General features: G+C 65.8%; 23 protein-coding genes. 14 read left to right on the top strand and 9 right to left on the bottom strand.

Features of this window, described 5'->3' with window-relative positions:
* Positions 1-53: 53 nt before the first annotated feature.
* Together SMAL_RS14620 and SMAL_RS14615 are read right to left on the bottom strand one after the other, a co-directional pair.
* Positions 54-3,002 (bottom strand): TonB-dependent receptor plug domain-containing protein, encoded by a 2,949-nt coding sequence (locus SMAL_RS14620; protein WP_012511737.1) that lies wholly within the window; start codon positions 3,000-3,002, stop codon positions 54-56.
* Between the two features lie 393 nt (positions 3,003-3,395).
* Positions 3,396-6,203 carry a TonB-dependent receptor plug domain-containing protein gene (locus SMAL_RS14615; RefSeq protein ID WP_012511736.1) on the bottom strand — a complete coding sequence of 936 codons (2,808 nt, stop codon included), beginning with the start codon at positions 6,201-6,203 and terminating at the stop codon, positions 3,396-3,398.
* A 213-nt stretch (positions 6,204-6,416) separates the two neighbouring features.
* On the opposite strand from SMAL_RS14615, the gene apbC reads away from it, so the two are divergent.
* Together apbC and dcd are read left to right on the top strand one after the other, a co-directional pair.
* Positions 6,417-7,271 carry an iron-sulfur cluster carrier protein ApbC gene (apbC, locus tag SMAL_RS14610; RefSeq protein ID WP_006381643.1) on the top strand — a complete coding sequence of 285 codons (855 nt, stop codon included), beginning with the start codon at positions 6,417-6,419 and terminating at the stop codon, positions 7,269-7,271.
* A gap of 78 nt (positions 7,272-7,349) precedes the next feature.
* Entirely contained in the window at positions 7,350-7,922 is a 573-nt protein-coding gene (gene dcd / locus SMAL_RS14605; protein ID WP_012511735.1) for a dCTP deaminase, read from the top strand.
* A 98-nt stretch (positions 7,923-8,020) separates the two neighbouring features.
* Here dcd and SMAL_RS21135 read toward each other — a convergent pair whose 3' ends face one another.
* From SMAL_RS21135 to SMAL_RS14590, 3 genes are read right to left on the bottom strand one after another with little or no spacing between them, the layout of a single operon-like run.
* Positions 8,021-8,188, bottom strand: a complete 168-nt coding sequence (locus SMAL_RS21135; protein ID WP_005418011.1) for a LiaI-LiaF-like domain-containing protein — start codon at positions 8,186-8,188, stop codon at positions 8,021-8,023.
* Positions 8,189-8,202: 14 nt separating this feature from the next.
* Positions 8,203-8,625, bottom strand: coding sequence for an HIT domain-containing protein (locus SMAL_RS14595; protein WP_006381641.1), 423 nt, complete (start codon positions 8,623-8,625; stop codon positions 8,203-8,205).
* Positions 8,622-9,293 carry a dienelactone hydrolase family protein gene (locus SMAL_RS14590; RefSeq protein ID WP_012511734.1) on the bottom strand — a complete coding sequence of 224 codons (672 nt, stop codon included), beginning with the start codon at positions 9,291-9,293 and terminating at the stop codon, positions 8,622-8,624. The genes SMAL_RS14595 and SMAL_RS14590 overlap by 4 nt, the downstream gene beginning before the upstream one ends.
* A gap of 203 nt (positions 9,294-9,496) precedes the next feature.
* On the opposite strand from SMAL_RS14590, the gene rimO reads away from it, so the two are divergent.
* On the top strand, positions 9,497-10,858 hold the full coding sequence (gene rimO, locus SMAL_RS14585) for a 30S ribosomal protein S12 methylthiotransferase RimO (protein WP_012511733.1): 1,362 nt from the start codon (positions 9,497-9,499) through the stop codon (positions 10,856-10,858).
* On the top strand, positions 10,855-11,691 hold the full coding sequence (locus tag SMAL_RS14580; protein WP_012511732.1) for a DUF3025 domain-containing protein: 837 nt from the start codon (positions 10,855-10,857) through the stop codon (positions 11,689-11,691). Before rimO ends, SMAL_RS14580 begins: the two co-directional genes overlap by 4 nt.
* Before the next feature lie 87 nt (positions 11,692-11,778).
* On the opposite strand, the gene greB is transcribed toward SMAL_RS14580, so the two are convergent.
* Together greB and SMAL_RS14570 are read right to left on the bottom strand one after the other, a co-directional pair.
* The gene (greB, locus tag SMAL_RS14575) at positions 11,779-12,285 is read right to left on the bottom strand and encodes a transcription elongation factor GreB (RefSeq protein WP_012511731.1); all 507 of its coding nucleotides are present in this window, start codon (positions 12,283-12,285) and stop codon (positions 11,779-11,781) included.
* An 89-nt stretch (positions 12,286-12,374) separates the two neighbouring features.
* Positions 12,375-13,880 (bottom strand): helicase HerA-like domain-containing protein, encoded by a 1,506-nt coding sequence (locus SMAL_RS14570; RefSeq protein WP_006381478.1) that lies wholly within the window; start codon positions 13,878-13,880, stop codon positions 12,375-12,377.
* 122 nt (positions 13,881-14,002) lie between these two features.
* On the opposite strand from SMAL_RS14570, the gene SMAL_RS14565 reads away from it, so the two are divergent.
* Both SMAL_RS14565 and SMAL_RS14560 read left to right on the top strand, forming a co-directional pair.
* Entirely contained in the window at positions 14,003-15,607 is a 1,605-nt protein-coding gene (locus tag SMAL_RS14565; RefSeq protein ID WP_012511730.1) for a transglycosylase SLT domain-containing protein, read from the top strand.
* Positions 15,608-15,631: 24 nt separating this feature from the next.
* The gene (locus SMAL_RS14560; RefSeq protein WP_006381474.1) at positions 15,632-15,979 is read left to right on the top strand and encodes a ribonuclease E inhibitor RraB; all 348 of its coding nucleotides are present in this window, start codon (positions 15,632-15,634) and stop codon (positions 15,977-15,979) included.
* Between the two features lie 111 nt (positions 15,980-16,090).
* Here the strand turns inward: SMAL_RS14560 and asd are convergent, their stop codons facing one another.
* Together asd and SMAL_RS14550 are read right to left on the bottom strand one after the other, a co-directional pair.
* Positions 16,091-16,933: an archaetidylserine decarboxylase gene (asd, locus tag SMAL_RS14555; protein ID WP_006381472.1), complete on the bottom strand. Its 843-nt coding sequence runs from the start codon at positions 16,931-16,933 to the stop codon at positions 16,091-16,093.
* Complete coding sequence (locus SMAL_RS14550) at positions 16,930-17,580, bottom strand: SCO family protein (RefSeq protein WP_012511729.1); 651 nt, start codon at positions 17,578-17,580, stop codon at positions 16,930-16,932. Before SMAL_RS14550 ends, asd begins: the two co-directional genes overlap by 4 nt.
* Positions 17,581-17,702: 122 nt before the next feature.
* Between SMAL_RS14550 and prmB the strand changes: the two genes are divergently transcribed.
* From prmB to SMAL_RS14510, 8 genes are all read left to right on the top strand, one after another.
* Positions 17,703-18,632 (top strand): 50S ribosomal protein L3 N(5)-glutamine methyltransferase, encoded by a 930-nt coding sequence (gene prmB / locus SMAL_RS14545; protein ID WP_012511728.1) that lies wholly within the window; start codon positions 17,703-17,705, stop codon positions 18,630-18,632.
* Positions 18,629-19,732 carry a chorismate synthase gene (aroC, locus tag SMAL_RS14540; RefSeq protein ID WP_012511727.1) on the top strand — a complete coding sequence of 368 codons (1,104 nt, stop codon included), beginning with the start codon at positions 18,629-18,631 and terminating at the stop codon, positions 19,730-19,732. Before prmB ends, aroC begins: the two co-directional genes overlap by 4 nt.
* Positions 19,725-20,762, top strand: coding sequence for a 2-hydroxyacid dehydrogenase (locus SMAL_RS14535; RefSeq protein WP_012511726.1), 1,038 nt, complete (start codon positions 19,725-19,727; stop codon positions 20,760-20,762). The genes aroC and SMAL_RS14535 overlap by 8 nt, the downstream gene beginning before the upstream one ends.
* Positions 20,763-20,854: 92 nt before the next feature.
* Positions 20,855-21,883, top strand: coding sequence for an aspartate-semialdehyde dehydrogenase (locus SMAL_RS14530; protein WP_012511725.1), 1,029 nt, complete (start codon positions 20,855-20,857; stop codon positions 21,881-21,883).
* A gap of 172 nt (positions 21,884-22,055) precedes the next feature.
* Positions 22,056-24,095, top strand: a complete 2,040-nt coding sequence (locus SMAL_RS14525) for a FimV/HubP family polar landmark protein (protein ID WP_012511724.1) — start codon at positions 22,056-22,058, stop codon at positions 24,093-24,095.
* Positions 24,096-24,121: 26 nt separating this feature from the next.
* Positions 24,122-24,484 carry a VOC family protein gene (locus tag SMAL_RS14520; protein ID WP_006381353.1) on the top strand — a complete coding sequence of 121 codons (363 nt, stop codon included), beginning with the start codon at positions 24,122-24,124 and terminating at the stop codon, positions 24,482-24,484.
* 32 nt (positions 24,485-24,516) lie between these two features.
* Complete coding sequence (gene truA, locus SMAL_RS14515) at positions 24,517-25,287, top strand: tRNA pseudouridine(38-40) synthase TruA (RefSeq protein ID WP_006381351.1); 771 nt, start codon at positions 24,517-24,519, stop codon at positions 25,285-25,287.
* A complete protein-coding gene (locus SMAL_RS14510; protein WP_006381350.1) occupies positions 25,284-25,940 on the top strand; it encodes a phosphoribosylanthranilate isomerase in 657 nt (218 codons plus the stop codon). Before truA ends, SMAL_RS14510 begins: the two co-directional genes overlap by 4 nt.
* Positions 25,941-25,988: the final 48 nt, after the last annotated feature.

Below are 25,988 nucleotides of genomic sequence, written 5' to 3'. Positions count from 1 at the left end.
ACCCACCCCATATGCAGCCGCCGCCCGTAAGGGCGGCGGCTGGTGGTGCAGGCTTAGAACTTCTTGCTGAGGTTCACGAAGAACGTACGGCCGAAGTAGTCGTAGCCACTGTACAACGGGGCGTTGCCGATGGTGTTGTAGATGCCGGCACCCGGGCTGATGGTCGGCGGTTCCTTGTCAGCAAAGTTGCGCACGCCGGCGGTGGCCTGCCACTTGTCGGCGGTGTACTGAACCGAGAAGTCCTGGGTGATGTAGTTCGGCACGGCCAGCTTGTACGCCGAGGTTGCGGGATCTTCCTCGTAGTACGCATAGCTGGACATGTTGTCCACCCAGTTCAGGCCATAGCGCACACGCCATTCCTTGAACTTGTACGTCAGGTCCAGCTGGCCGGTGAACTTCGGATTATTGATCCGGCCGTTGGCATCAACCAGCGGATCGTCCTCGAACACCTTGCCGGACTGCTCCAGGAACCGCGAGACCTGCACGTTGGCGCGGAACTCGCCCGGACCGATGTCGCGAACGTAGCGGGTGGTGAAGTCCAGGCCGCGCACCTTGTCGGTGGCCAGGTTGGCATAGCCGTTCTGGACCGTCAGGGTGTTGTTGGGCGAACGGCTGATCAGGCGGCACAGACCATTGTTGGCGGCGAAGTCGCCGGTGGTGCCGTTGTAGCAGGTGCTCAGGATGTAGGTGGCACCCATCTGGGCAACGCCGTTCTCCACTTCGATATCGTAGTAATCGACGGCGAAGGACAGATCACCGAAGCCGCTGCCAAACTCCGGCTGCAACACCAGGCCGACCGTGAACGCGTCAGATGTTTCGGCCTTCAGGTTGGCACCGACCAGGCCACCACCGATGGAGTCCACGCGTACCGAGTTGGTCGCGGTGAAGCTGGTGGGCAGGCCCTGGGAGGCGCAGTTGATATAGCGCGGGCTGGTCGGATTGCGCGACCCGTAGTTATTGCAGGGATCGCTGGAAGCGTTCAGGAAGCCGCTGGTGGCACCCAGGAACTGTTCGAACAGTGCCGGGGCACGGTAGGAGGTGCCGTAGGACGCACGCAGCGACAGCCACTTGACCGGTGTCCACAGGCCACCCAACTTCCAGGTGGTGTCCGAACCGTACGACTGGTAGTCGGTGTATCGGGCCGAGGCGTTGAAGGTCAGTTCCTCGGCAGCGGTGACGCCTGACAGTAGCGGCAGCTCGATTTCACCGTAGGCTTCCCACACCGAATCGCTGCCGCGGGTCGGGTCGGAGCTGGTCAGGTTGTACAGGTTGCGGTTGATCGAGTGGATGCTCGGGGTATCGTCGATCTTGGCCTTGCGGTATTCGACACCGAAGGCGCCCGCGGCGGTACCGCCCGGCAGGTCGAACAGCGGACCATTGACGTTCAGGTTCGCGGTCGATTCCTTGTAGCTGGTGTTGCCAGTGACCGGGGTATAGACGAAGTTCTTCCACTCGTACGGCAGCTTGCCGGCCAGCGTCTGTGCGTTGAGCATCGGTGCAGCAACGCAGCCGTTGGCCGGGTTCACGCACTTGAAGCCACCGGCGCCGTCGGACACCACGTTCAGGCTCTGTGCCAGGCGATCAGTCAGGAACGTGTTGAAGGTGTAGTCCGCGTCGGAGTCGGCGTGGCTGACCATGAAGTCATAGTTCCATTCCGAACCGAGCCTGCCGCGCACGCCGGCAGTGGCACGGAAGAAGTCCACCGACTGCTTGCTGCGGTCGTTGCCGAAGCCGATGAAGGTGCGGGCCGATACGTTCTTGCCATTGGACGTTTCCGTCGGCAGGGCGAAGGCCGGCAGGTTGGACAGGTCGCCGAGCAGCGGATTACCGACCGAGTAGTCATAGGACAGCTGTCGGTAGCCGGTCTGGGTGGAGTCGCGCTTGTTGCCGAGGAACTCGTAGTAGAACTCGGCATCTCCCATCACGCCCAGATCCACGCCACCCTGGAAGAACAGGGTGTGAGTGGTGGCCGGGGACACCAGCGATTCCCTCAGCAGGCCCGGATCGAAGGTGTCGCGGTCGTAGTAGCCGACAGACTCATAACCCGGCAGGCGGCCGGTGGTGACGGCGGGATTCGGACGCCAGCGGTTGAATCCACCAAAGGTGGCAGTTCCCAGAGTATTGATGGTCACGCCGCCGGAATCGAGCGTGAAGCACTTCGACTTGCCGGTGGTCGGATCGATGTAGTCGCCGCTACCGAAGTAGTTGCCCACAGTCATGTCGCGCAGGTTGTCGGTCGGACAGCTGGCCCAGCTGCGATCACCCACGGTCATTTCATTGCGGCGGTAGTGCTCGTATGAGCCGGAGAAGTGCGAACGCTCGCCGGTGCTGCCGAACACGATCGAGTATCGGGTTTCGTCGCCGCCACCGCTTTCGGTGGCGTTGTGCTGGAACTCGGCCTCAACACCGTCGACGTTCTTGCGGGTGATGATGTTGACAACGCCGGCCACAGCGTCCGAACCGTAGATGGACGAAGCACCGTCCTTCAGAATTTCCACGCGGTCGACCATCGCGCTGGGCAGCACGTTCAGGTCGGCCGAGCCGACCGAGCCGCGCGAGCCTGCCGGTGCAACGCGGCGGCCATTGAGCAGGATCAGAGTACGGGTGGCGCCCAGGCCACGCAGCGACAGGGTGTTGGCACCGGGGCCGCCATTGGTGACGTAGCCGCCGAAGGAGTTGTTGATCTGTGCGCTGCCCGCAGTGACGCTGTTGCTCTGCAGCGCGGCGGCGGTCGAGTTGAAGCCCGCCAGGGTGGTTTCCTCACGGGTTACGACCTGCACCGGCGAAACCGAGTTGAACACGTCGCGGCTGATGCGCGAACCGGTGACGGTCACCGTGTCCAGGTTGGTCGCCTTGGACTTCGGTGCTTCCTTCGGCGTGTCTTGTGCCGTCTGCGTCGAGCCTGCGTCCTGGGCGAGCGCCGGAGCGGCTGCGACGAGCAGCACGGCCGAAGCGAGGGCAAAGCTCAGCGGATGCCTGCCGAGCGACTTGCGATTGATCATCTGAAATCCCCTTGAATCCAATGATTGCGTCGTACACCGGGGACATTGCCTTGCGGGCGTCTCCGTGTGCCCCTGACCCGGTGTCGGCAGCGTGCTGCCCCCGGTCTGCACCGGCTTCACAAGCCGGTAACTCGAGATTAACACGACATTAACCGATGCTGTCAAACGTTCATTGAGGAGTCATCAAATTGTTGCGGAAATGCTGTCCGCTTCAGCTTTTGTTGCGTTCTGGAGTTGCATGTCATTGAATTCTAGTGAATTTTTTGTGGTCGCTCCAATGTGTCTGAATGCTGAATTCGGACGAGTAGTCACTTCGGTGACCGCTCCGCCCCAAAAAAAAGGCCCCGCCGAAGCGGGGCCTGGTCCAGACACAAGGTCCGGAAAACGACGGGATCAGAAGTTGTACTTGACCTGGGCCGAGATCTGGCGGCCGTAGACGCTGTAGAAGCCGTCGTTGAACGGGGTCGATTCGTTGCCCGGGTAGTTGTAGCGCTGGCCTTCCGGCAGCTTGTTGAACACGTTGTTGACCATCAGCGACAGGACCAGATCGTCCTGCGCCTGGTAGTTCATGCTCAGGTTGTACGTGGTGTACGAACCCCACTTGCCGGCCTTGGCGCCGGAAGAGTGGACATAGCCGTAGCTGCGGCCGGTGTAGGCCAGGTAGTTCGGGGTGCTGCCGACGTAGTTGGCGTACACAGTGGTGGTGAACTTGGCGATGTTCCATGCCACCGACAGATCGCCGCGAACCTTGGCGAAGTTGTCGTAGTACCACATGTTGTACGGATCGCTCAGCAGGTCGAGCTTGGCGGCACCCGGCATCGGCTGAACTTCACGCTTCAGCATGTTGGTGTAGTTGCCGGAGAACATCAGCGAGCCGAAGCGGCCGATATCCTGCTGGTACTTGGCCGCCACGGTCACCGCTTCCAGGTTCTGGCTGGCAACGTTGAGCTTCGGCGTGTACACGCGGGTCAGGTTGCCGCCGGCATCGCGGGACACCCAGTCGGTCACGTTCCCGCAGCTGGCCGAGGTGTTGTTCGGCAGGCCGTTGCGGCACTGGTACTCGGCCAGCAGCAGCTGATCGCTGCTGAGGGTCTTGACCTCGTTCTTGATCTTCCAGTTGTAGTAGTCGGCCGACAGCGAGAAGTTGCTGACCGGGGCCCACACCACGCCTGCGCTCCACACATCGGCGGTGATCGGCTTCAGGTCCGGGTTGCCGGACTTTTCGCTGTACACCGAGGTGCCCTTGTAGAAGGAGCAGGCCTCGTCACGCAGGCCGTAGCCCAGCTGGCTGCAGCGGTAGTAGTCGTTCTGGCTGGAGGCGTACGAGCCGCTCATGCCCTGGAAGGCATCGGACAGGGTCGGTGCGCGGAAGGCGGTACCGTACTTGCCGCGAAGCAGCAGGCTCTCGATCGGACGGAATTCCAGGCCAATGCTGTAGGTGGCCTTGTCGACGGTCTTGTCGGCGATCTTGAAGGCGTCATAGCGGCCCGACGCGCTGACAGTCAGCTTGTCGTGCAGCGGCATGCGCAGTTCGCTGGTGACCGCATAGTTGCTGCGGTGACCGGCGCCGGCGACGGCAGTGGTGCCCCACACGTTGCCGTCGACGAACGCCTGATCCGGCGAATAGTCCCAGCCTTCGCTGCCACCTTCCAGCACAACGGCCAGGCCGGCGTCACCGCCCGGCAGGCTGAACAGCGAACCGTTGGTCACCTGCACGCGACCCAGGTTCTGCCAGGTCTTGCTGCGGTGGGTGCCGTAGCCGGTGAAGCTGGCAAACTGGTCCGGGGTGATCGGCGAGTAGAAGGCAGCGTAGTTCGGGCTGTAGATGCCGAACTGGGCGGTCGGATCCTTCGGGTCGGTGTGGGTGCCCAGGCGCGGGCCCAGCACGGTCTGGCCGAAGAAGTCTTCGATCTTGTCCTTCCAGCGCACGAAGCGGTTCTGGTCCAGGCGGTACTCGCCGCGGGTGAAGCTGGCGCTGTAATCCCAATCGCCGACCATGCCCTTGCCGCCCAGGGTGACCTGGTAGGCGCGGCTCTCATCGGAGTTCAGGATGTTGTTGTAGTCGCCCGTACCGATTTCTTCCGGCGCGAAGGCGCGCTGCAGGTTCACGACCTTGCCCAGGCCCTGGTCGTAGAAACCGCCCATGACCGACTTGGTGCCCCACCACAGGGCGCTGGAGCCGGAGGTGAACTCGGTCTTTTCCTTGCTGTACAGCACGTCGGCGAACAGCTGGAAGTTGTCGTTCACGTCGAAGGTCATCGACGAGTAGAACTGGCCGCTGTTCTTGCCGTTCTTCAGGGTCTTGTAGCCGGCGCTGTACACCGAGCCGCAGGATTCGCCCGACGGGCGCTGGCCGACCACGGTGGTGCCGTCGTACAGGCCCGCGACATTGGCGCAGCGGGTCGGGTCCATCATCAACAGCTTGTTGTCAGCGTTGGTGATGACGGCGAAGTCGTTCGACGGCACCTGGGCGGTGTAGCCGACCGGGTTGGTCTGCTTGGTGATGTCACGCTGGTAGCCCCAGATCGGGCTGCCGTTTTCGATCTGCACGTTGACCAGCGCGTGGAAGCGGTCGTCAAACGCGTTGAAGCCCTTGGCGGCGCTGAAGCGGATGTTGCTGCCGCCACCTTCGGTGTAGGTGCCACCACGGACGGTCATCGTGCCGCCGTCCATGCGCTCCTTCAGGATGATGTTGACCACGCCGGCGATCGCGTCCGAGCCGTACAGCGAGGACTGGCCGCCCGGCAGCACTTCGATGCGCTCGACGATGTCGATCGGAATGCCGCTGATGTTGTTGAAGGTTTCGCTGCCGTTGTACAGCGCCGGATACGAGAGCATCGGGCGGCCGTTGATCAGGTACTTGGTGTAGCCCGGATTCAGGCCGAACATGCCGGCGGCTTCGGCGCCCTGGGTGAATGAACCCGAGGTCTGGCCGCCCTGCAGGCCGCCGGTGGTCAGCGACGACTGCTGCAGCACTTCAGCAACACTGCTGAAGCCGCGGGTCTGGATGTCTTCGGCGGTGATGGACATCACCGGGGTCTGGGTTTCAACCTGGGTCTGCGGGATCAGCGAACCGGTGACGGTGATCTTGTCCAGGTTGGTCGCCTTGTCCTGGGCCATTGCCGGGGCGGCGGCCATCAGGGCGGAAATCAGGGCGACGGCGAGCGTGTTGCGACGTGCGGTGTTGCTTACGTAGTTCATGTAGTTCCAATAAAGAGCAAATAACAAAAACGGCACTGCGCATGCGCCATCGTGCGCGCTGGAAAGCCAGCCCCGCAGCCCAAAACAGTGCTCTACGAACGTAACATGAACTTAACAATCTGTGCACGAATCTGTAGCAATCCTGAATTTCAGTCAGGTTAGGTCCAGCTTGTATGATGTTGGGTTCTCACTCCTGATCTGCCGGTGCCCGTTGTGAACAGTTCTCCTCGCCGTCCCCATGCCAGCCAGGTCCAGAAGGGATTGACGCCGCATGCCCGCATCCGCAACGTGATCGCGGTCGGCTCGGGCAAGGGGGGGGTTGGCAAGTCGACCACTGCAGTCAATCTTGCAGTGGCCCTGCAGCAGTTGGGCGCGCGCGTCGGCGTGCTCGATGCGGACATCTACGGCCCTAGCGTGCCGGCCATGCTGGGCCTGTCCGGTCGCCCGGAAAGCCCCGACAACAAAAGCATTGAGCCACTGCGCGCATTCGGCGTGGACACCATGTCGATCGGCTACCTGATCGAAGAGGACACGCCGATGATCTGGCGCGGTCCGATGGCCACCTCGGCGATGACCCAGCTGTTCAACGATACCCTGTGGGACGATCTGGACTTCCTGCTGATCGACCTGCCGCCGGGTACCGGTGACATCCAGTTGACCCTGACCCAGAAAATTCCGCTGGCCGGCGCGGTGATCGTCACCACGCCGCAGGACATCGCCACGCTGGATGCGAAGAAGGCACTGAAGATGTTCGAGAAGGTGGAGGTGCCGGTGCTGGGCATCGTCGAGAACATGGCGGTGCATACCTGCAGCAGCTGCGGGCACGTCGAGCACCTGTTCGGCGAGGGTGGCGGCGAGCGCATGGCCGCGCAGTACGGCGTGCCGCTGCTGGGCTCGCTGCCGCTGCAGATCGGCATCCGTGAGCAGGGCGATGCAGGCACCCCGATCACCGTGGCCCAGCCGGATTCGGCGCCGGCGCAGGCCTATCGCCATGCTGCGCAGCGCCTGATCGAGGAAGTGGGCAAGCGCCCGCGCGCCTCGATCCCGATCCTGTCGTCGCTGCTGTAAGCGCTGGGGCAGGGGCCGGCGGCGATGCCCGGGCCCCTGCTAGAATCCTCGCGCCCCCCGTATTCCCCAGGACAGAGCATGAGCATCAAGAGTGACCGTTGGATCCGCCGCATGTCCGAGCAGCACGGCATGATCGAGCCGTTCGAGGCTGGGCAGGTCAAGCAGGCCAACGGCGAACGCATCGTCAGCTACGGCACCTCCAGCTATGGCTATGACGTGCGCTGCTCGCGCGAGTTCAAGGTATTCACCAACATCAACTCGACGATCGTCGACCCAAAGCACTTCGATCCGGGCAGCTTCGTCGACATCGTCGGTGACGAGTGCATCATTCCGCCGAACAGCTTCGCGCTGGCGCGTACCGTCGAGTACTTCCGCATTCCGCGCGACACCCTGGTGGTGTGCCTGGGCAAGAGCACCTACGCGCGCTGCGGCATCATCGTCAACGTGACGCCGCTGGAGCCGGAATGGGAAGGTCACGTGACCCTGGAATTCAGCAACACCACGCCGCTGCCGGCGCGCATCTACGCCAACGAAGGCGTGGCGCAGATGCTGTTCTTCCAGGCCGCAGCCGATGACGTCTGCGAGACGTCGTACCGCGATCGCGGTGGCAAGTACCAGGGCCAGACCGGCGTGACCCTGCCGCGTACCTGACTGCCTGCGTCAACGCGTATCGGTAGCGCCGGGCCATGCCCGGCGTTTCCGTTTGTGGGGCCGCGCGCTGCGCTCGCCGGGCTTGGCCCGGCGCTACCTTACTTGCCGCGACCGAACAGCATCGCGATGCCGACGCCGACCAGCGCCACCGGCCACCAGGTCAGCAGCAGCTTGGACAGGTTCAGGTGGGTCCAGCCCAGGTTGCTGGCGAGCATGAACAGCCCGATCAGGATCAGCAGGACGGCGGCAACGAGGTTGAATCGCATCGGTCGGCAACGGCTCAGGACTGGGCCGGATATCCTAGCCGTTCCTTCCAGTAGGCGACATGCTGGTCCAGCGCGGCCGGCTCGTAGCGGTGCGCCGGGCCGCTGCCCCAGACCGGTCCCGGCCAGGCCGGATCGCCGTCATGGCGGCCGATCACGTGGAAGTGCAGCTGGCGCACGATGTTGCCCAGCGCGCCGATGTTGATCTTCTCCACCCCGTCGGAACCGTGCAGGGCCTTGCAGGCGCGGTTGAGCTCGGTGCGCAGCTTGTCCTGCTGCTCGCCGTCCAGCTCGATCCACTCGGTCACCCCGGCCAGGCGCGGTACCAGCACCAGCCAGGGGAATCGTTCGTCGTTCATCAGCCGCACTTGCGACAACGGTCCTTCCGCCACCAGCACGCTATCGGTGGCCAGGCGTGAATCGAGTTCGAAATCGCTCATCCAAGATGCTCCGAGAAGAAGTCCAGGGTGCGTTGCAGCGCCAGGGTGGCGCTGTCTGGATCATACGCATGTCCGACCTCCCGGTTGAAGGCGTGATCGGCCGGATAGACGTAGGTGGCCATCTGCGGCAGCTTCTGGCGATGGGCCTGGATGGCTTCCGGCGGGATGCTCTTGTCCTGGGCGCCGAAGTGGAAGATCACCGGGGCCTTTGGCGTCTCATCCAGGAACTGGACGTTGCGCGCACCGTAGTAGCTGACCGACGGCAGTCCCAGGCGCAGCGCGGACAGCAGGGCGACACTGCCGCCCCAGCAGTAACCGATCGTGCCGACTTTGCCGTAGGGAGCCAGCCGGGTCGCTGCGGCACGGACCACCTCCAATGCCTTCTCCATGCCCAGTGCGGTCACCCGTTCCAGGCCCTGCTTCACGCCGTCGGCGTCGTAGGGCAGGGCGTCCGGATCGGCATCGGTGCCATCGACCAGGTCGAAGAACGACGGCGCCAGCACCGCATAGCCTTCGGCGGCAAAGCGCTCGGCCACGCCCCGGATGTGCGGGTTGGCGCCGAAGATTTCCTGCACCACCACCAGCCCGCCGCGCGGGGTGCCCTCGGGCAGGGCCTGCCAGGCGCGTACCGGGCCGTGATGCGTATCCAGGGTGATCCACTCGGCCATCGTTTCTACCTCGTTGCGGGGAACAGGGCTGCATTGTCGATGCTGCGCGGGTTAGCGCGGTGTCAGCGGCTGTGCCCGATCAGGCGGCTGGGGGTTCAGAGCGCGGCCGCCAACCCCGGTATACTGGCGCCCTTTCAGGCCCCGGCCCCCAGGTCCCCCTGCCATGCCGGCAGGGGCCCAGGCCCCCAGAGTCCCGCGATTCCATGTCCCAGCTGAACCCCAAAGTCGGCTTCGTCAGCCTTGGCTGCCCGAAGGCCCTTGTCGATTCCGAGCGCATCCTCACCCAGTTGCGGTCCGAGGGATACGACATCGTCCCGTCCTACGATTCGGCCGACGTGGTGGTGGTCAACACCTGTGGCTTCATCGATTCGGCGGTGACCGAGTCGCTGGACGCGATCGGCGAGGCGATGAACCAGAACGGCAAGGTCATCGTCACCGGCTGCCTGGGCAAGCGCCCGGAACAGATCCGCGAGGCCTACCCGAACGTGCTGGCGGTGTCCGGCCCGCAGGACTACCAGAGCGTGATGGAGGCGGTGCACGAAGCGCTGCCGCCCAAGCACGACCCGTTCGTGGATCTGGTGCCTGACTACGGCATCAAGCTGACCCCGCGCCACTACGCCTACCTGAAGATTTCCGAAGGCTGCAATCACAAGTGCAGCTTCTGCATCATTCCATCGATGCGCGGCAAGCTGGTCTCGCGCCCGGTCGATGAGGTGCTGCGTGAAGCCGAGCGCCTGGTGCGAGGCGGCGTGCGTGAGTTGCTGGTGGTGTCGCAGGACACCTCGGCCTATGGCGTGGACGTGAAGTACGCCGAGAAGATGTGGCGCGACAAGGCCTACCAGACCCGTCTGAAGGCATTGTGCGAAGGCCTGTCCGAGCTGGATGCGTGGGTGCGCATGCACTACGTCTACCCGTACCCGCACGTGGACGAGGTGGTACCGCTGATGGCCGAGAACCGCATCCTGCCGTACCTGGACATTCCGTTCCAGCACGCCAGCCCGCGCATCCTGCGCCTGATGAAGCGCCCCGGTGCGGTCGAGAAAACCCTGGAGCGCGTGCAGAACTGGCGCCGTATCGCCCCGGACATCACCGTGCGTTCGACCTTCATCGTTGGCTTCCCCGGCGAGACCGAGGCCGAGTTCGAGGAGCTGCTGTCGTTCCTGGACGAAGCGCAGCTGGACCGCGTCGGCGCGTTCGCCTATTCGCCGGTCGAGGGTGCCACCGCCAACGACCTGCCCGATGCGGTGCCGGAAGAGGTGAAGCAGGAGCGCTTGGCCCGTTTCATGGAGAAGCAGGCGCAGATTTCCGCCGCACGCCTGGAAGCCAAAATTGGCACCGTGCAGCAGTGCCTGGTCGACGCCATCGAAGGCGATATCGCGGTGGCCCGTTCCAAGGCCGATGCCCCGGAGATCGATGGCCTGGTGCACATCCAGAATGCCGACCAGGTGGCGTTGCGCGTCGGTGAGTTCGTCGACGTGGAAATCACCGAGAGTGACGACCACGATCTGTACGGCGATGCGTTGCCGGCTGCAGCCCGCCCGGCACTCGACCTCAAGGTGCTGTGACCTTCGCGCAGGCCGCTGCCACAGCGGGCGGCCTGCGCCGCTTCATGCCGCCGCCGCGTGCGGCGGTCGACGCTACTGTTTTCGAGCACCCGCTGTTTGCCGGGTTGAAGGACTTCCATGACCTGCTGGCTGGCCGCGAGTGGCCTGCCATTGCCGATCTGGATGCGCGGCTGGGGCTGTCGGGACTGCGCCTGGTCGAGCAGGATGCCACGCTGCTGGCCGACGGCCTGCACTACGAAGCCCGCATCGCACAGGGGCGCATCGCCACCCGCGCCGACAACTGGCACGACCTGTTCAATGCGCTGGTGTGGGCACGCCATCGGCAACTCAAACACGCACTCAATGCGCGGCAGTGCCTGCATATCGAGTCCATGCCGCCAGGCCAGCGCAACCGCGCGCAGGCCGCGCTGACCCAGTTCGACGAGACCGGCGTGATCGTGCGTATGCGCGATGAGACATTGCTGGCCGGGTGGGATGCGCATGACTGGCGCGCGTTGTTCGAACCGGCGTACTGGCAAAGCGGTGACATCGCCATCGCTGCGGTATTCGGCCATGCATTGATGGAGCAGGCGCTGCTGCCCGGGCGCCGGCTGGTGGGCAAGTGCGTGGTGGTGCACGGCGATGCCGATGCGGAGTGTGTCGATGCCGTCGCGAGGGCCATCAACGAGGGCGGGGTACTGACGGATCCCTTGCAACTGCGGCCCCTGCCGCTGGCTGGTATTCCGGGCTGGTACGAGGTGCAGGATGCAGCCTTCTACGCAGATACCGGCTACTTCCGCCCGCTGCGTGCCGGCCGCGCGTATCCGCCGCCGTTGGCGCTGTTGCCGTTGTAGAGCCGAGCCCATGCTCGGCTGATGGGCAAACGCAGCCGAGCATGGGCTCGGCTCTACAACGGCAGCGCAGTCGAGCTTGGCTCGACGCTACAGGGGCTCGTATTCCACCCCGATCACCGCAAAGGTGTGCGGCCCGCTCGGCAGCTCCACTGAGAATTCATCATCCAGCCGTTTCTTCAGCAGTGCCCGTGCCAGCGGTGAGTCGATGCTGATCCAGCCCAATCCCGCATCGGTCTCGTCCGGGCCGACGATGCGGTAGCGGCTGGTCTGCCCGCTGTCCACGTTCTCCAGTTCCACCCAGGCACCGAAGAACACCGCCTGCGGATCGGTAGGCGTGGTATCGACCACGCGCAGCGATTCCAGCCGCTTGGTCAGGTAGCGAACGCGGCGGTCGATCTCGCCCAGCTGCTTCTTGCGATAGGTGTACTCGGCGTTTTCCGAACGGTCGCCTTCCGCAGCCGCCGCGGCCAGTGCTTTCACCACTTCGGGGCGCCGCACACGCCATAGCTCATCCAGTTCAGCCTTCAGCCGTGCATGGCCGGAGGCGGTGATCAGTGCGGTGCTCTTTTCTGCAGGGGGACGCCAACGCGACATGTGGTGCGATTTCTTTTCAGGGGAGCGGTGGGGGGGCGTGGGGTCGGATCCCTTTCCGCAGGAAAGGGCTCTGACCCCAGCAGGGGCAGCTAGCGTTTGCCGCCGAAAATGCCACCCAGGATGCCGCGCACGATCTGGTTGCCCAGCTTGGTGCCGACGGTGCGCGTGGTCTGCTTGGCCATGGTCTCGATCATGCCCTGGCGGCGCTTGGTGCCGAAGATCGCGTCCTTGATCGACTGGCCGAAACCACCTTCCTGCGCCTCGTCCTGCTCACGGCTGCGGGCAGCGGGGGCCTCTGCTTTCTCAACCGCCTTCTGCGCACGTTGTGCCAGCAGTTCGGCAGCCGATTCGCGGTTGATCGCCGTGTCGTAACGGGTACCGACCGGGCTGCCGGCACGCACCTGGGCGCGCTCGGCCTCGGTGATCGGCCCCATCCGGCAGCGCGGTGGTGCGATCATCGTCTGCTGTACCGGCATCGGCACGCCCTTGTCCTGCAGCGTGGAAACCAGCGCTTCGCCGGTGCCGAGCTGGCTCAGTACCTTCACCACATCCAGTTTCGGATTGGGCACGAAGGTTTCGGCGGCGGTCTTGACCGCCTTCTGGTCGCGCGGGGTGAACGCGCGCAGTGCATGCTGCACGCGGTTGCCCAGCTGGCCGAGGATGTTGCCCGGCACGTCGTCCGGGAACTGCGAGCAGAAGTACACGCCCACGCCCTTGGAGCGGATCAACCGCACCACCTGCTCGATGCGCTGCACCAGCGAGGCGGGTGCATCGTCGAACAGGAGGTGTGCCTCGTCGAAGATGAAGACCAGCTTCGGCTTGTCCAGGTCGCCCACTTCCGGCAACTGCTCGAACAGCTCCGACAGCAGCCACAGCAGGAAAGTGGAATACAGCTTGGGCTTGAGCACCAGCTGGTCGGCGGCCAGGATGCCGATCACACCGCGGCCGTCGTGATTGACCCGCATGATGTCGGCCAGTTCCAGCGCGGGTTCGCCGAAGAAGTTCTCGCCGCCGTCCTGCGCCAGGCGCAGCACCGAACGCTGGATGGCAGCGATCGACTGTGCGCTGACCAGGCCGTACTCGGTGGAGATGTCCTTGCGTTCCTCGGCAACCAGGCCGAGCAGGGCGCGCAGATCGTCCATGTCCAGCAGCAGCAGGCCACGGTCGTCGGCCAGCTTGAACACGATGTCGAGCACGCCGGCCTGGGTGTCGTTCAACTCGAGGATGCGCGACAGCAGGGTCGGGCCCATTTCGCTGACCGTGGTGCGCACCGGGTGGCCGAGTTTGCCGTACAGGTCCCAGAAAATGGCCGGGCTTGCGGCCGGCGCATAATCGGCCACGCCGATCTCGGCGGCGCGCGCGAGCAGGTTCTCGGCGCCGGTGCCGGGCACGGCCAGGCCGGACACATCGCCCTTCACATCGGCCAGGAACACGGGCACGCCCAGCCGCGAGAAGCCCTCGGCCAGGGTCATCAGGGTCACGGTCTTGCCGGTACCGGTGGCGCCGGCCACCAGGCCGTGACGGTTGCCCAGTTTCGGCAGCAGGGTGACGGCAACATCGTCGGTGATGCCTTTGCCGAGCAGAATCGGATCCATGGTCCAGCCCTTGTGGTGAATAGCCCAATGTTAACCGCCGGCGGTGACGGTCCGAAGGTCCGCTTGCCCGGACCTTGGCGGCGCCGCTACTCTGCCTGCCTGTTTCGCACACAGTGCCATCAATGCCCGTTCCTGTCCTGATTTCCCGCGGTTGGCCGCTGCTGGCCTTGGCCGGCCTGGTTTCCCTGGCACCCGATGCCCATGCACAGCGGGTCTCGGCCCGGGACAAGGTGAAGGTGGATGCGCTGCAGCAGCGCATGACCGCCGCCGAGAAGCGCTACAGCGATGCCCTGCTGCTGGTCGCCAATGCCGACCCCAAGGGCAGCAACGAGGCCGATGCTGCGCTGGAGGACATGGAAGATGTCCTCAACGACTGCGTGAAGCAGAAGGGCTGCCAGATGGGCACCCTGCTGGCCAGCTACAAGCGCCTGCTCAAGCATGATGCCGATGCGGCTGCCAGCGATGACGTGGCCGATGAAGGTGGCGACCGCCTGGAAGCCGACCCCGACCATATCGGCCCGCTCACCGCCGACGTGCCCGAGGCGGCCCGCGCCGCTGCGCTGCTGAACGACAAGCGGCACGCCTTCGACAGCATGGTGGAGTACAACCCGGCGGTACAGGCCGGTATCCGCCGCTGGCTGACCGACATGCGCCCGGCGCTGATGACCACCTACGAGAACTACCAGAACCTGCGCGCGGTGATGTGGCCGGAGTGGGAAAAGCGCGGCCTGCCCGAGGCATTGCTGTTCGGCATCATGGCCAAGGAATCCAATGGTCGCGTACACGCATCTTCGCGTGCCGGTGCCGCCGGCCTGATGCAGTTCATGCCGGCCACTGGCCGCCGCTTCGGCCTGGGCCCGGATGGCACCGGTTTCGACACCCGCTTCGATGCACGCAGTGCTGCAGAAGCCAGTGCCACCTACCTCAACGAGCGCATGCGCGAGCTCAACAACAACGTTGAACTGTCGCTGGCTGGCTACAACGGCGGCGAAGGCCGCGCAGCGCGCGTCTACAAGCAGTACCCGGGGCAGAGCTTCTGGGTGGACAGCGTCTACAACCAGTTTCCCGGCGAAACCAAGGACTACGTGCCGATGGTGATCGCCGCGGCGTGGATCTTCCTGCACCCGCAGCAGTACGGCGTGGAGTTCCCGAAGATCAGCGCGCAGCCGGCCACCATCCGCCTGGCGCGATCCACCACGATCTATGAACTGACCATCTGCCTGGGCAGCCATGGCACCCGCGATGGCTACATGCGCGCGCTGCGCAATCTCAACCCGCGCTATGAAGCTGATGGCTGGATTCCGGCCGGCACGCTGATCAACGCCACTACCCGCATTGCCGGCCTGTACCAGCGCAACTGCGTCAGCGGCCCGCGTGCCGACCTCGCCCGCACCCTGATCACCGCCGATCTGAATGCCGCGATCGTGCGCCCGACCGCTGCCAGCTACACCGGCAGCGTGGCCGTGGGCGGCGTGGTGCCGGTGGCTGATGCGGCCGCATCCACCAGCGTGCCGACCACACCGGTGGCGCCGGTGGCCACGCCACGTCCGGCTGCGCGGCCGAAGCCGGTGCGCAGCCACAAGGTGGGCAAGGGCGAAACCCTCGGCGCCATCGCCGCGAAATTCCAGTGCGATGTGCCGACCCTGGCCCGCGCCAACGGCCTGAAAGCCCCGGCCTACAGCCTGCGCCACGGCCATACGCTGAAGCTGCAGGGCTGCGACAAGTAATCCCCCACGACCCCTGGAACCCGCATGGACCTCGAAGACACCCGCAACCTGTTCGCCAACCTCCGCGAAAACACCGACTGGGACATCAACGGCCCGTTGTTGTGGGGGTATTTCTTCGTCCATTCCAGCGCCGAGCCGCTGCAGGCACTGGCGGATCATCTGCAGGCGCAGGGCTACAGCTTCGTCGAACTGTTCGAGCAGGAGCCGGAAGAGGGCGGTGCGCCGTTCCACGTGCTGCACGTGGAGCGCGTGGAGATCCACGACGAAGCCTCGCTGGACCGCCGCAACCAGGCGTTCGCGGCGCTGGCCGCGGAGAAGGGCGTGGAAGACTACGACGGCATGGACGTCGGCCCCGCCCCGGCCCTGCAGTAGCGCGCGTACGGTAGTGCCGGCCGCTGGCCGGCATTCCGTTGTGGAAAAAGGGGACGGAGGGGATCAAGTCGTTTATGCATAAACGACTTGATCCCCTCCGTCCCCTTTTTGTCAGCGCAGTTTCGCCAGGGCCTGGCCCAGCTGCACCGGGCTTTCGGCACCCAGCTGCGGGGCGAATTCGGCCACGCCCGGCGGCAGCAGCACGATCACGGTCGAACCGTAGTTGAAGCGCGCCATCTCGGCGAAGCGCTCCAGCTGGATGCCCTGGCCGCGGTAATCCTTGCGGGTGATGCGGTCACCGTAGGCCGGAATTTCTTCGCCGCTCCACACGGTTTCCACGCCGGACACCAGCAGCGCACCGACCATCACGCTGACCATCGGGCCGAAGCTGGTGTCGAAATGGCAGACCAGGCGTTCGTTGCGCGCGAACAGGCGCGGCACGCCGTTGACGGCGGCCGGGCCGACGCTGAACAGGCGGCCGGGCACGTGCACGGTTTCGCGCAGGGTGCCGGTCCACGGCATGTGCACGCGATGGTAATCGCGCGGCGACAGGTACACGGTGGCGTACAGGCCGTCGTTGTACGGCTTGGCATCCTCGTCACTGCCAAGCAGTTCGGCGGCGGTGAACGACTGGCCCTTGGCCTGGAAGATGCGGCCTGCCTCGATCCTGCCAAGCTGGCTGATGCGGCCGTCGGCCGGCATCACCAGGCTGCGCGGATCGGCATCGGCCACGCGCGCGCCCGGCTTCAGCGCACGGGTGAAGAACTGGTTGAAGGTCGCATAGCTGCGCGGGTCCGGGTTGGCCGCTTCGTCCAGGTTGACGTTGAACTTGCGGGTGACCGTGTCGATCAGCCAGCGCGACACGCGCGGATCGTCCGAGTACGCCAGCGAACGCGCCATCGAGGACAGCAGGCGGTGGGGCAGGGCGTACGTCAGGGCGGTGGTGAGGCTCATGGGGCGGTTTTCTCGGTCAGCTTCTGCAGGTCGCGGGCAATGGCCGGCGCGTTGAACGGGGGCCGCACCAGGCCGGCAAGGCGGCCCTGCGGGTCGAGCACGGCCAGGCTGGCCGAATGCTCGACGGTGTAATCCTCGGGGTTCTCGTCGAAATGCTTGCCCGGCACCTTCTGGAACACGAAGCCCAGCGAGGTGGCGAAGCGCTCCAGCGAGGGAACGTCGGCGGTGGCGGCCAGGGTGTCCTTGTGGAAGCCGTGCACGTACTCGCCGAGGCGGGTGGCGCTGTCACGGTCCGGGTCGACCGAGATGAACAGCACGCGCGGGCGCAGGCTGTCGGGCAGGGCTTCCCACTGGTTCTGCGCGCCGGCCAGCTCGGCCAGGGTGGTCGGGCAGACGTCGGGGCAGAAGGTGAAGCCCAGGAACACCAGGGTCCAGTGACCCTTCAGTTCGCCCGGGATCAGGCGGGTGCCGTCGGACTGGGCCAGATTGAAGTCGGGCAGTTCGCGCGCCTGCGGGTACAGCGTGATCGCTTCGGTGGCCGGGGCATTGGCCGGCGGCTTCGGCGCGAACACCTGCTGGGCTGCCAGCAGGCCGAGACCCGCCGCCAGGGCGATCAGCAGGATGATGCCGGCGTTGCGATTGAACATGGGAGCCCCCGCGCGAAGTGGGCTCCATCATACCGGCTGTGGCCCGATCGTTTCTGCCGCAACGGATGCCGCCACGGGCGCCAGCCCCTATAATCGGGGGCCACTTTGCCCGCAGTACCGCCATGACCGCTGAAACGGCCGCCGAACTCCACACGATCATCGATCTGATCCGCTACGGCACCAGCCGTTTCAACGCTGCCGGGCTGACCTTCGGCCACAGCTACGACAACGCGCTGGATGAAGCGACCCAGCTGGTGCTGCACAGCCTGCACCTGCCGCACGATCTGGGCCCGGCCTACGGCCAGGCGCGCCTGCTGCAGGAAGAGAAGGTGCGCGTGCTGGAACTGTTCCAGCGCCGTATCGACGAGCGCATGCCGGCCGCCTATCTGACCGGTGAAGCCTGGTTCGCCGGTCTGAGCTTCAAGAGCGACAAGCGCGCCCTGGTGCCGCGCTCGCCGATCGCTGAACTGATCGAGTGCGGCTTCGAGCCGTGGCTGGCCGGCCGCGATGTCAGCCGTGCGCTGGACCTGTGCACCGGTTCGGGCTGTATTGCCATCGCCATGGGTCACTACTACCCGAACTGGGAAGTGGATGGCGTGGACCTCAGCGATGACGCGCTGTCGCTGGCCACCGAGAACAAGGAGCGCCTGCAGGCGCACAACGTCACCCTGCTCAAGTCGGACCTGTTCAACGGCCTGACCGGCCGCCACTACGACCTGATCGTCACCAACCCGCCGTACGTCACCAACGACGAGACCGATGCGCTGCCGCAGGAGTACTCCTACGAGCCGGACATGGGCCTGCGTGCCGGCGACGACGGCCTGGACCTGGTGCTGAAGATCCTGCGCGACGCCCCGCTGCACCTGAGCGAAGACGGCCTGCTGATCTGTGAAGTAGGCGAGTCCGAACAGCATCTGATCAAGCTGCTGCCGGAAGTCGACTTCGCCTGGATCGAGTTCAAGGTCGGCCAGATGGGCATCTTCGCGGTTGAATGCCGCGAGCTGATTGCCCACAGCGCGCGCATCACCGAACTGGCGGCGCAGCGCTCGTGAGCTCCAATTCGTTCGGCAAGCTGTTCACCGTCACCACGTTCGGCGAATCGCACGGGCCGGCCATCGGCTGCGTGATCGATGGCTGCCCGCCGGGGCTGGCGCTGGACGCGGCCGAATTCGCCCACGACCTGCAGCGCCGCGCCACCGGCAAGAGCCGGCACACCTCGGCGCGCCGCGAGGCCGATGAGGTCGAGATCCTGTCCGGCGTGTACGAGGGCCTGACCACTGGCACTCCGATCGCACTGCTGATCCGCAACACCGACCAGCGCAGCAAGGATTACGCCAATATCGGCCAGCAGTTCCGCCCGGGCCATGCCGACTACAGCTACTGGCACAAGTACGGCATCCGTGACCCGCGTGGCGGCGGCCGGTCTTCGGCACGCGAGACCACCATGCGCGTGGCCGCCGGCGTGGTCGCCAAGAAGTGGCTGGCCGAGCGCTTCGGCGTCACCGTGCGCGGCTACCTGTCGCAGCTGGGCGAGATCACCCCGGCCGGTTTCGACTGGTCGGCGGTGAAAGACAACCCGTTCTTCTGGCCGCACGCCGCGCAGGTGCCGGAGCTGGAGGCGTACATGGATGCGTTGCGCAAGTCCGGTGATTCGGTCGGCGCGTGCGTGGACGTGGTCGCCGACAACGTGCCGCCCGGCTGGGGCGAGCCGATCTATGGCAAGCTCGATGGCGACCTGGCCGCTGCGTTGATGAGCATCAACGCGGTCAAGGGCGTGGAGATCGGCGACGGTTTCGCCAGCGCCGTGCAGAAGGGCACCGAACACCGTGACCTGCTGACCCCGCAGGGTTTCGCCAGCAACCACGCCGGCGGCATCCTCGGCGGCATTTCCACCGGCCAGCCGGTGGTCGCCTCGATCGTGCTCAAGCCGACCTCCAGCCTGCGTCTGCCCGGCCCGTCGCTGGATACATCCGGCAACGTGGTTGAGGTGGTCACCACCGGTCGCCACGATCCCTGCGTCGGCATCCGCGCCACGCCCATCGCCGAGGCGATGGTGGCGATGGTGCTGATGGACCAGGCCCTGCGCCACCGTGCGCAGTGCGGCGACGTCGGCACCATCACCCCGCGTATTCCTGGTCAGTTCGATGGCTGACACGCGGCCGACTGTGTGGGTGAGCCAGCCGCTGATCGACGCGGCCATCGCGCCGCTGCGCGATCGCGTGCAGCTGCGCAGCACCGACACCGTCACCGCCTGGTCGCCGGACCAGATCGCCGAACAACTGGCCAGCGCCGACGGCGCGATCATCACCCTCAACGAGCGCATCGGCGCGGCCCAGCTGGCCGATGCCGCGCAGCTGCAGGTGATCGCCAATGTCGGGGTCGGCTACAACAACCTGGACGTCGACGCGCTCAGCGCGGCCGGCATCCTGGCCAGCAACACGCCGGACGTCCTGACCGAAACCACCGCCGATCTCGGCTTCGCACTGCTGATGGCCACCGCGCGCCGCATCACCGAGTCCGAGCGCTGGCTGCGCGAGGGCCAGTGGCAGCAGTGGTCGTTCCAGACCATGCTCGGCGCCGACATCCATGGCAGCACGCTGGGCATCCTGGGCATGGGCCGCATCGGCCAGGGGATCGCCCGCCGCGGTGCGCACGGTTTTGGCATGAAAGTGCTTTACCACAACCGTTCGCGCCTGCCGGCCGACACCGAGGCCGCTGTCGGCGCTTCGTATGTGGATCTGGATACGCTGCTGGCGCAGGCCGATCACCTGATCACGGTGCTGCCGTATTCGCCGTCCTCGCATCACATCATCGATGCAGCTGCACTGGCGAAGATGAAGCCGACGGCCACGCTGGTGAACATCGCCCGCGGCGGCATCGTCGACGAACTGGCACTGGTCGACGCACTGGCCAACGGCCGCCTCGCTGCGGCCGGCCTGGATGTGTACGAAGGCGAGCCGACGGTGCGTCCGGAACTGCTGGCGCTGAGCAACGTGGTGCTGACCCCGCATATCGGCAGTGCCTCGCTGGCCACGCGCACGGCGATGGTACAGCTGGCGGTGGATAATCTGCTTGCCGGGCTTGGCCTGGACGGCGCCCCATCGCGCATGCCAAGCGCGATCAACGCTGACGCGGCAATGGCCGCGCGCGTGACCCTGGGCAAAAAAACCGGGAAACGATAGGGAGCCTCCGTGCGTGCTGCTTGAGGAGGTTCCCCGAACCCAGCTGTCGTGCGTGATTTTCCCCCATCCCTGTTTTCGTGAGAGTTTCCCCCATGAGCAATGCACAGCGCAGTTTTCACGTCGCCGTCGTCGGTGCCACCGGTGCCGTCGGCGAGACCATGTTGTCGATCCTGGCCGAGCGTGATTTCCCGGTCGGCACCCTGAGCGTCCTGGCCTCCGAGCGTTCGGCCGGCGGCGAGATCGAGTTCAATGGCCAGAAGGTCAAGGTCCAGGACCTGGCCACCTTCGATCCGAGCGGCGTCGAGATCGCGCTGTTCTCGGCCGGCGGCAGCGTGTCCAAGGAATACGCTCCGAAGTTCGCCGCCGCCGGTGCGGTGGTGATCGACAACTCCTCGGCCTTCCGCTACGACGATGACGTGCCGCTGGTGGTGTCCGAGGTCAACCCGGAGCAGGTCGCCAACCGTCCGCGCGGCATCATCGCCAACCCGAACTGCTCGACCATGCAGATGCTGGTGGCGTTGGCACCGCTGCACCGCAAGTACGGCATCGAGCGCATCAACGTCTCCACCTACCAGTCGGTGTCCGGCGGTGGCCGTTCGGCCACCGAGGAACTGGGCAAGCAGACCGGCCAGCTGCTGAGCTTCCAGGAAATCGATCCGCAGCGCTTCCCGGTGCAGATCGCCTTCAACCTGATCCCGCACATCGACGACTTCCAGGACAACGGCTTCACCAAGGAAGAGATGAAGCTGATCTGGGAGACCCGCAAGATCCTCGGTGACGACAGCATCCTGGTGAATCCGACTGCAGTGCGTGTGCCAGTGTTCTACGGCCACTCCGAGTCGGTGGCGATCGAGACCCGCGACAAGGTGACCGTCGCCGAAGCGCGCGCGCTGCTGGAGCAGTCGCCGGGCATCGAAGTGGTGGATCGCCATGAGGCTGGCGGCTACCCGACCCCGGTCACGCATGCGTCGGGCACCGACGCGGTGTACGTCGGCCGCATCCGCGAGGACCTGTCGCACCCGCGCGGCCTGAACCTGTGGATCGTGTCGGACAACGTGCGCAAGGGCGCGGCACTGAACGCCGTGCAGCTGGCCGAGCTGGTCGCCGCCGAGCAGCGCTGATCTCCGGTTATGTAGAGTCGAGCCATGCTCGACTGCTTGTCGGTAGTGCCGGCCGCTGGCCGGCATTGCCCTGATCCACCGGCTGAAGGGATTGCCGGCCAGCGGCCGGCACTACCTCAAGGGTCTTTCCGGTGGGTGCGGACCCCGGTCCGCACGCTTTATAGTGTCGCCCATGAATAAACGGGCCAAGGGCGCAAAGCGCCCGCTCAGCTATCTTTCCGCCGCGCTGCTGGCCCTGGCCAGCAGTTCGGCGCTTGCCCTGGGCTTGGGTGACATCCGTGTCCTGTCCAAGCCGGGCCAGCCACTGCTGGCAGAAATTCCGGTGGTCTCGGCCGACCCGTCCGAGCTGGAAAACCTGCGCGTGGCGCTGGCCTCACCGGTCACCTTCGAACGCGTAGGCCTGCAACGGCCGACCGGGCTGGTCAGCGAGCTGCAGTTCGAACTGACCCGCAATGCACAGGGCAGAGCGGTGGTGCGGGTGACCTCGCAGGCACCGGTCGAGACCCCGTCGCTGAGCTTCCTGATCGAGGCCGACTGGGGCCAGGGCCGGCTGGTGCGCGAGTACTCGGCGCTGGTCGATGCACCCCCCAGTGCGCTGGCCGTGGCCGAACCGGAGATCGTTGCTCCTGCAGGCACCCTGTCCAACACCATCACGCGTGACGTGGCGCCTGAGCCTGCGGCAGCCGAAACGGCAAGCGTGCCAGCGCCCGTGCATGCATCCACCGCTGCGCCGGTGCCGGCGCGCCCACGTACAGCGGCCACGCCGGTTTCCGTGCCGTCAGCCGATGGCAGCGTCACCGTGCAGCGTGGACAGACCCTGTCGCAGATCGCCGGTGCGGTTGCCCGTGGCAACCAGATCAGCCGCGACCGCGCGATGATCGCCCTGCTGCGCGCCAATCCCGAAGCCTTCATCCGGGGCAACGTGAACCTGCTCAAGCAGGGCGCGGTGCTGCGCATGCCGGGTAGTGATGCGCTGGCAGCCGTCGATGCCGCCGAGGCCGCTGCGCTGGTGCGCGAGCACGCGGCGCAATGGCGGCAGGCGCGTACCGTGCCGCAACCGGCGGGCACGGTCGCCCCGGTCGCCAAGGTGGACGCGGCCACCGATTCCTCCCCGGCTGCGGCCAACGGGGCACGACTTGAGATCGCTCCGGCGCTGGCGTCCGACGCCGCGCATGCGGGCACAACCACCGGCACCGCTGCCGGCAGTGAGGGTGACATGCTGGGCAACGAACAACTGCGCCAGGCGCGTGAGGACATCGCCACCCGCGATGCCGAGATCGGCGAGCTGAAGCAGCGCGTGGCCGACCTGGAAGCGCTGAAGCAACAGCAGCAGTCGCTGATCGCCATGAAGGACAACGATCTGGCCGCCGCGCAGCAACGCCTCGCGCAGGCCCCGGGCGCCCGCGACGCGGCAACACCGTGGTACTGGCTGGGGCTGCCGGTGTTGCTGCTGGCCGCCGCTGCGACCTGGCTGCTGCGCCGTCGCAAGCCGTCGCCGTTGCCTCCATTGCGTGAAGAAGACGATGCCGCCGGGCTTGCCGCGGCAGTCCCGGCCGGAGCCGCGCTGGATGCCCTGGCCGAGCAGTCTTCATGGTCGTCGGTGGTTGCCGAAGGCGGCCGCCAGGAGCCGGCGATGCCAGCCTGGGCCACCGAAACCGAAACGCAGGACCCGGCGCATGCCGAGCCGACGGCCGATCACGCAGTGCAGGCCGATTGGCAGGCCGGGACGCTGCGCGCCGAGGATGTGGTGGAGCTGCCTGCGGCAGTGACCGAGCAGCCGCGCTGGGACGAGCCGATGTCCGGACGTGACGATGGGCTTGTCGTCGAACAGCACCCTGACGAACCGGTGGTACAGGACGCCGCTGCCGACGTCGGTGTGCCGGACTATGCGCTGCACGCCGAACAACAGCCGCAGTTCCGTGGCGTATTTGACCTGCCGGCGGAGTCGCATGAGGTCGAGGCCGTGGTCGACCCCGTCCACCATGACCGCATCGACAACGCGCACCCTGATGATGTCGGGCCGACGGAGGCTGCGTCCGTCGGCGATGCTGGCTGGTCGCCGCGTGCCGGCCAGGAGCGCCTGGAGCTGGCCATCGCCTATCTTGACCTGGGTGACGCACAGACTGCGCGTACCCTGCTGCTGGAAGTCGCCGAAGGCGGCGACCTGCACAGCCAGGCACAGGCCCGGGAACTGCTGGCCCGCCTGCCGTGACCGAACCTGCCGACAAGGACTGTGCCATGAGCCGCGAGCGCCGCATCGATTACGTTGAATTCGCTTCCAGCGATCCGGCGGCCAGCCGTGCATTCTTCGAGAAAGTGTTTGGCTGGTCATTCGTCGACTACGGCAGCGATTACACCGCCTTCGACGACGGCCGCCTGCAGGGCGGTTTCTTCCGCGGCCAGCCACAGCGGGCCACGGACGGTGGCGCACCGCTGCTGGTGCTGTATGCCGATCAGCTGGCGCCGGTCGAAGCGGCCGTGCGTGATGCCGGCGGCGCGATCGTGCGCCCGGTGTTCTCTTTTCCCGGCGGTAGCCGCTTCCAGTTCGTCGAGCCCGGTGGCAACGAACTGGCGGTCTGGTCCGAGCGCGACCCGGCCTGAGCGTCACCCCCTCCGCAACTTCGAGGTAGCACATGCGTTACGCGCTTGGCGTCGAGTACGACGGCAGCGATTTCAGGGGCTGGCAGAACCTGGGCGAGGGTGGTCCCAGCGTGCAGGCCAGTCTTGAACAGGCCCTGTCGTCGGTGGCGGACACGCCGCTGCAGGTGGTCTGTGCCGGTCGTACCGATGCCGGTGTGCACGGCCAATGCCAGGTCGTGCATTTCGATACCGACGTGGTGCGCGATCCGCGCGCCTGGATGCTGGGCACCACCACCCGTCTGCCGCGTTCGATCGCGGTGCGCTGGTGCGTTCCGGTCGCTGACGATTTCCATGCCCGCTTCTCGGCGCGCGCGCGCCGCTACCGCTACCGACTGCTCAACCGCGAGGTGCGGCCGGCGCTGGAGCGGCAGACCCTGAGCTGGGAGCGGCGTGCGCTGGACGAAACACGCATGCACATCGCCGGGCAGGCCCTGCTCGGCGAGAACGACTTCAATGCATTCCGCTCCGTGCAGTGCCAGGCGCTGCATGCACGGCGTGAACTGCAGTCGCTGCAGGTCAGCCGCCACGGCGAGGTGATCGAGGTCTCAGTACAGGGCAATGCATTCCTTCATCACATGGTCCGCAATATTGTCGGTTCGTTGATCCTGGTGGGCAGCGGCGAGAAACCGGTGGAATGGATCGCTGAACTGCTGGCCGGGCGCGACCGCACCGTAGCCGGTCCCACCGCACCGCCGCAGGGCCTGGTGTTCCTTGGGCCCCTGTACCCCGACAACTGGCATCTGCCCGCCGAGGTCACGCTATGAGCCGCTCCTACTACCGCACGCGCATCAAGTTCTGTGGCATGACCCGGGCTGGCGACGTCCGCCTGGCCGGTGAGCTGGGCGTGGACGCAGTGGGTTTCATCTTTGCCCGTGAAAGCAGTCGCCGGGTCGCTCCGGCCGAAGCGCGCGCGATGCGCCAGGCGATCGCGCCGATGGTCGACGTGGTGGCGCTGTTCCGCAACAACAGCAAGGAAGAGGTGCGTGAGGTGCTGCGCACGGTGCGGCCGACCCTGCTGCAGTTCCATGGCGAGGAAGACGAGAGCTTCTGCCGCAGTTTCAACATGCCGTACCTGAAGGCGATCGCGATGGGGGGGCGGGAAGAGGTCAACGCCCGTACCCTGCAGCTGCGCTACCCCAGTGCGGCTGGCTTCCTGTTCGACAGCCATGCGCCGGGCGGCGGTGGCGGTACCGGCGTGGCCTTCGACTGGAGCCGCGTCCCGACCGGACTGCACCGTCCGTTCCTGCTCGCCGGCGGCCTGAACCCGGAAAACGTCTACGACGCCGTGCTGGCTACCTTGCCATGGGGTGTGGACGTCTCCAGCGGCATCGAGCTGGAACCGGGCATCAAGGACGGTTACAGGATGCGCACCTTCGTCGAGGAAGTGCGCCGCGCGGATTGCACGGTTCTCGAGTGAATGGCGTCACCATTCACGGCGATCTGCACGCAGATTTGAGCCTGCACG

It is taken from the genome of Stenotrophomonas maltophilia R551-3 (genome assembly GCF_000020665.1).
In the GTDB taxonomy this organism is placed as follows: domain Bacteria; phylum Pseudomonadota; class Gammaproteobacteria; order Xanthomonadales; family Xanthomonadaceae; genus Stenotrophomonas; species Stenotrophomonas maltophilia_L.
This window is presented reverse-complemented; position numbering and strand designations above follow the sequence as displayed.